We start from the raw sequence: 5177 nt of genomic DNA on the forward strand, positions 1-5177 counted from the left end.
CCCCCGCGCACCATACAGCCCCGCGCCACCTGCGCCCGTCCCGTTTTTGCATACACCCGAGGCCTTGCAGGCGCGCCCGGGCCCGGCGCGTAAAATCTGCGGGTTGCGCCGGGCCCGGCCCGCAAGCGCTTCGCCCCCCCGTTCTTCTTCGGATTGCCCGCTGCGGATATCGACCGCCCACACCGACACCATGACCCAGCCCAGCTCCAACGCCCTGCACACCTCTGCCCTCACGTCGCTGCCCCTGCTGGCACGCGGCAAGGTGCGCGACAACTACGCCGTGGGCGACGACCGCATCCTTATGGTGGCCAGCGACCGCCTCTCTGCCTTCGACGTGATCATGGGTGAACCCATCCCCGGCAAGGGCGAGCTGCTCACGCAGATGGCGCTGTTCTGGTTCGACAAGCTGGGCCACATCTGCCCCAACCACCTCACGGGTGATGCGCCCGAAAGCGTGGTCAAGCCCGAAGAAGTCGCGCAGGTGCGTGGCCGCTCGATGTTGGTCCAGCGCCTCAAACCCATCCCGGTAGAGGCGGTGGTGCGCGGCTACCTGGCTGGCAGCGGCTGGAAGGAATACCAGGAATCGCGCTCGGTCTGCGGCGTGCCGCTGCCCGAAGGTCTGACCAATGCGGCCAAGCTGCCCGCGCCCATCTACACGCCCGCCGCCAAGGCCGCCGTGGGCGAGCATGACGAAAACATCACCTTCGAGCGCACCGTGGAGATGATCGGCCTGGATCTGGCCACGCGTATCCGCGACCTGAGCATCGCGATCTATCAGGCAGCCGCCGAGATCGCGCTGACCAAGGGCATGATCATTGCCGACACCAAATTCGAGTTCGGCCTGGCGCCCGATGGCACGCTGGTGCTGATGGACGAGGTGCTCACCCCCGACAGCTCGCGCTACTGGCCCGTGGAAGGCTACGCCGACGCGCTGGCCCAGGGCGCCAACCCGCCCAGCTACGACAAGCAGTTCGTGCGCGACTGGCTGGAACAGGCCAAGGTGGGCGGCAAGCTCTGGGACAAGACCGCCCCGGCACCGCGCCTGCCACAGGAGGTGATCGAGAAGACGGCAGCCAAGTACCGCGAGGCGCTGGAGCGTTTGACCTCCCGCTAAATGGCGGGCGCCGTCGGCGCCTGCCTCCAGCCGCCCATCAAAGGGCGCTCAGTCCAGCAATGTCTCGGCAGACTCGAAGCGCAGCAGCGTCTGCCCTTCGTCGCCCCGCAGCGCCAGCTGCGATCCTTGCTGCCGGAAGCTCTGCACCGCCAACAGCGCCTCGAAAAACCGCGTTTCCGTACCGCTGGCTGGCAAGCACAGTGTGATGTTGGAGACAAGGCGCTCAAAACGCAGTCGCGCACCCTGCAACGTGTAATCCGCCAAAAAACGGTTGCACCCGCCCGAGCCCGCAACCCGCGGCTCATCCGCCTGCAACACCAGGTGCGGAGCCCCTGCCCCTGCGACCGGACGGCCGATTGCCTTGCCCTCTATCTCAACGAGCCGCCAGTGGGTCAGCACCAAGGGCACGCTGGCTTCCACCGTGGCGGCGAGCGGTGGCAACCGCCGCAACTGAACATCCACGCGGCGAAAGGCGGCATCCTGCGGGACCGGATGGCGCTGATCCGTCGCCAGCAGCAAGCGCCCCTCAAGGGTCACGGTGGCCCGCACCTCATAGCGCCCTTTGGGTACAAATCGCGAAGAGGGATAGGGAATCCTGATGGCAAAAGGCGCCTGCCCAGCTGGGGCGCTGCGCTGGCGGCCCAACACCACCGGGGGTGCATCAGGGTGGGTCACATCCAACAGCGTGGCCTCGAACACGGCCTCCGGGGGGAGCACCACACGCTCTCGGTTCAAGGCCACGCCCGAAACAATGGCGTCGGGGACCGGAGGTCGGCCAGCACACCCCAGCAGTAGGGCGCAGCACAACGCCGCAGCGGACAGGCGGGGCATCACCCCGCGATGAAAACACCCCGCCAGCAAGGGCCGCCACGACAGCATCCACGTGGGCAATGCATGCACGCCGCTCAGCCGCTCACCCATCCGAATGCTTTCAGCTCAGCACCACGCTCGACAAGCGCCGCCGGTAGGTGGCTACCACTGGGTCTTCCGGCGGAATCTGCCCCTCGGCCACCTTGGGCTTGGGGGCCTCGATGACTTCGAGGATGGCCACATAGGTCTTGCGGGCGATCTCCTCGTTCCAGGCTTTGTCGCGCATGAGGATCTCAAGCAGCTCGTCCATGGCGTCGGTCCAGCGCTGCTGGGCCATCAGCCAGCGGGCACGGGCGTAGCGGGTGTCGAAATCGCGTTTGTTGGCAGTGATTTTTGCATCAAAATCGGCCTCTGCGCGCGCTCCATAACCGCCAACAGCTACAAAATCAATAGCATCCAACCAGGCCTTCAGCGCACCCAGCTTGCGTGACACGGCGGCCTTGGCAATGACGGGGGCAAACGCAACCTTGGCGTCGTCCTCGCGGCGCAGCTGCAGCAGCAGCTTGACGTAATCAAAGCGCGCGTCGTCGTTGGAAGGGTCGGTCACCACGGCGTGTTGCAGCTTCTCCAGCGCCGTGTTCGTGTCGCCTTCGGCCAAAGCTTCCTGTGCCTCTTCTTCCTCGGCCTCGGCCACTATCTCGTCGGCAGTGGGCACATGCTTGTCGAGAAAGGCGCGCACCTGGCCTTCGGGCAGGGCGCCCATGAAGCCATCGACGGGCTGGCCGTTCATGAGCAACACGCAGGTGGGGATGCTGCGAATGCCGAACATGCCAGCGAGCTGCTGCTCCTGGTCCGAGTCAATTTTGGCGAGCTTGAAACGGCCCGCGTACTCGGTCTCCAGCTTCTCCAATACCGGTCCCAGCGACTTGCAGGGGCCACACCAGGGCGCCCAGAAGTCCACCAGCACGGGCATATTCATCGAGGCAGCAACCACCTCGGCTTCAAAATTTTCTACGGTGACGTCAATCATGATGGTGGGCGGGCCAGAGGCCTGTGGAGCGATTTGCGCGCTATTTTGGCCCATCGAAACAGCCCCACGCCCGCCAGGGAGGCGCAAAAAGTAAAATCGCGGGTTCCACCTACAGCGGCAGGGCAGGCGCAACCTGCCCGCCAGCGCCCTCCACACCATGAAACCCATCCAGATCGGCGTCGTCATGGGTTCCAGCAGCGACTGGGACACCATGCAGCACGCAGTGCAAATCCTTGAGCAGTTCGGTATCCCGCACGAGGCCCGCGTGGTCTCGGCCCATCGCATGCCCGACGACATGTTTGCCTACGCCGAAGCCGCTGAAGGCCGGGGCCTCAAAGCCATCATCGCGGGCGCCGGTGGCGCCGCCCACCTGCCCGGCATGATCGCCGCGAAAACCACGGTGCCCGTCCTGGGCGTGCCCGTGGCCAGCCGCCACCTGCAGGGCGTGGATTCGCTGCACAGCATTGTGCAGATGCCCAAGGGCATCCCCGTGGCCACCTTCGCCATCGGCACGGCGGGCGCCGCCAACGCCGCGCTGTTCGCTGTGGCCCTGCTGGCCAACGAAAGCCCCGCGCTGCGCCAGCACCTGCAAGCCTTCCGCGCCGAGCAGACGGAAGTGGCCCGCAACATGACCCTGCCTCCCGCCGCATGACCAAATTTGCCAAGCCCCTCCTGCCTGGCAGCACACTGGGTGTTCTGGGCGGCGGCCAGCTGGGCCGCATGTTTGTGCACCAGGCACAGGCCATGGGCTACTTCACCGCCGTGCTGGATGCCGACCCCACCAGCCCCGCCGGGCTGGTAAGCCACCACCACATTCAGACGGACTACGAAGACCCGCAGGGCCTGGCCGAGCTGGCCCGCGTGGCCGATGCGGTGACCACCGAATTTGAAAACGTGCCCGCCGCCGCGCTGGCCACGCTGGCCGCGCAGCGCCCGGTGTCGCCTGCGGCCAGCGCTGTGTCCGTAGCGCAGGACCGCGCCCGCGAGAAGGCGCACTTTGTGGCCTGCGGCGTGCCCTGTGCGCCTTACGCGGTGATCGAAACGGCCGAACAACTGGCGGCGACCTCGCCAGATTTGTTGCCCGGCATCCTCAAGACCGCCCGCATGGGCTACGACGGCAAGGGCCAGGTGCGCGTAAAAACCATCGCCGAGCTGGCCGCCGCCTGGGATGCGGTGGGCAAGGTGCCCTGCGTGCTGGAGAAAATGCTGCCACTGGCGCTTGAATGCTCCGTGATCGTCGCACGCGGCGCTGACGCAGCCATGGTGCACCTGCCCGTGCAGCGCAATCTGCACCGCGACGGCATTCTTGCAGTGACCGAGGTTTATGAAGGAAATCTGCCCTCTGCGCTTGCTGCACAAGCGGTAGCAGCTGCGAAATCTGTAGCAGAAGGCCTGCAGTACGTGGGCGTGCTGTGCGTGGAGTTCTTCGTGCTGCAGGACGGCAGCCTGGTGGTCAACGAAATTGCACCGCGCCCCCACAACAGCGGCCACTACAGCCAAAACGCCTGCGATGTGTCGCAGTTCGAGCTGCAGGTGCGCACCATGGCCCGCCTGCCGCTGACCCAGCCACGGCAGCACAGCCCGGCGGTGATGCTCAACCTGCTGGGCGACCTGTGGTTTGCACAGGGTGACACAGAACAAACACCGCCGTGGGACCAGGTGCTGGCCCTGTCCGGCACCCATTTGCACCTGTACGGCAAGCGCGATGCCAAGCGTGGCCGCAAGATGGGGCACCTCAACGTGACGGGTGCCACGCCCGAAGCAGCCCGCACCACCGCGCTGAAGGCGGCTGCTCTGCTCGGCATCGCCGCGTTCTGACCATGATCCTCGACGGCAACGACCCCCTGGCCATCGCCGCAGCCGCGCGCGCGGTGCGCCACGGCGCCCTGCTGGGCCTGCCCACTGAAACCGTGTATGGCTTGGCCGCCGACGCCAGCAGCGATGCAGCTGTAGCGCAGATTTTTGTGGCCAAGGGGCGCCCCAGCGACCACCCGCTGATCGTGCATGTGGCCAACGCCGCAGGCATTGCGCACTTCGCAAGCGAGGTGCCGGGCTTTGCGCAGAAACTGGTCGATGCCTTCTGGCCCGGCCCGCTCACGCTCATCCTGCCGCGCCTGCCCGGCGTGGCTACGGCGGCCACAGGCGGGCAGAACAGTGTGGGCGTGCGCTGCCCGGCGCACCCGGTCGCGCACGCCCTGCTGGAGGCATGCGCGGCCCCTGCCG

The 5177-nt window shown here is 66.5% G+C and carries 6 protein-coding genes; 4 read left to right on the forward strand and 2 right to left on the reverse strand.

Features of this window, described 5'->3' with window-relative positions; genetic code table 11:
- Positions 1–190 precede the first annotated feature (190 nt).
- On the forward strand, positions 191–1114 hold the full coding sequence (locus DBR12_RS18360; protein WP_108618582.1) for a phosphoribosylaminoimidazolesuccinocarboxamide synthase: 924 nt from the start codon (positions 191–193) through the stop codon (positions 1112–1114).
- A 48-nt stretch (positions 1115–1162) separates the two neighbouring features.
- Here DBR12_RS18360 and DBR12_RS18365 read toward each other — a convergent pair whose 3' ends face one another.
- Positions 1163–2035, reverse strand: a complete 873-nt coding sequence (locus DBR12_RS18365) for an META domain-containing protein (RefSeq protein WP_369861667.1) — start codon at positions 2033–2035, stop codon at positions 1163–1165.
- 10 nt (positions 2036–2045) lie between these two features.
- A complete protein-coding gene (trxA, locus tag DBR12_RS18370) occupies positions 2046–2954 on the reverse strand; it encodes a thioredoxin (protein ID WP_108618591.1) in 909 nt (302 codons plus the stop codon).
- A gap of 157 nt (positions 2955–3111) precedes the next feature.
- On the opposite strand from trxA, the gene purE reads away from it, so the two are divergent.
- From purE to DBR12_RS23155, 3 genes are all read left to right on the forward strand, one after another.
- The gene (gene purE, locus DBR12_RS18375) at positions 3112–3606 is read left to right on the forward strand and encodes a 5-(carboxyamino)imidazole ribonucleotide mutase (RefSeq protein WP_108618583.1); all 495 of its coding nucleotides are present in this window, start codon (positions 3112–3114) and stop codon (positions 3604–3606) included.
- Positions 3603–4772, forward strand: coding sequence for a 5-(carboxyamino)imidazole ribonucleotide synthase (locus tag DBR12_RS18380; protein ID WP_108618584.1), 1170 nt, complete (start codon positions 3603–3605; stop codon positions 4770–4772). Before purE ends, DBR12_RS18380 begins: the two co-directional genes overlap by 4 nt.
- Before the next feature lie 2 nt (positions 4773–4774).
- Positions 4775–5177, forward strand: a 403-nt coding sequence (locus DBR12_RS23155; RefSeq protein ID WP_369861668.1) for an L-threonylcarbamoyladenylate synthase, incomplete at its 3' end; no start/stop codon positions are given.

This window comes from Acidovorax sp. HMWF029 (assembly GCF_003060895.1).
Taxonomy (GTDB): domain Bacteria; phylum Pseudomonadota; class Gammaproteobacteria; order Burkholderiales; family Burkholderiaceae_C; genus Acidovorax.

What these genes read in the sequence shown, in the direction of transcription:
- DBR12_RS18360 (WP_108618582.1), top strand. Translation starts at nt 191, where the DNA reads ATGACCCAGCCCAGCTCCAACGCCCTGCACACCTCTGCCCTCACGTCG.
- DBR12_RS18365 (WP_369861667.1), bottom strand. Translation starts at nt 2,035, where the DNA reads ATGGGTGAGCGGCTGAGCGGCGTGCATGCATTGCCCACGTGGATGCTG.
- trxA (WP_108618591.1), bottom strand. Translation starts at nt 2,954, where the DNA reads ATGATTGACGTCACCGTAGAAAATTTTGAAGCCGAGGTGGTTGCTGCC.
- purE (WP_108618583.1), top strand. Translation starts at nt 3,112, where the DNA reads ATGAAACCCATCCAGATCGGCGTCGTCATGGGTTCCAGCAGCGACTGG.
- DBR12_RS18380 (WP_108618584.1), top strand. Translation starts at nt 3,603, where the DNA reads ATGACCAAATTTGCCAAGCCCCTCCTGCCTGGCAGCACACTGGGTGTT.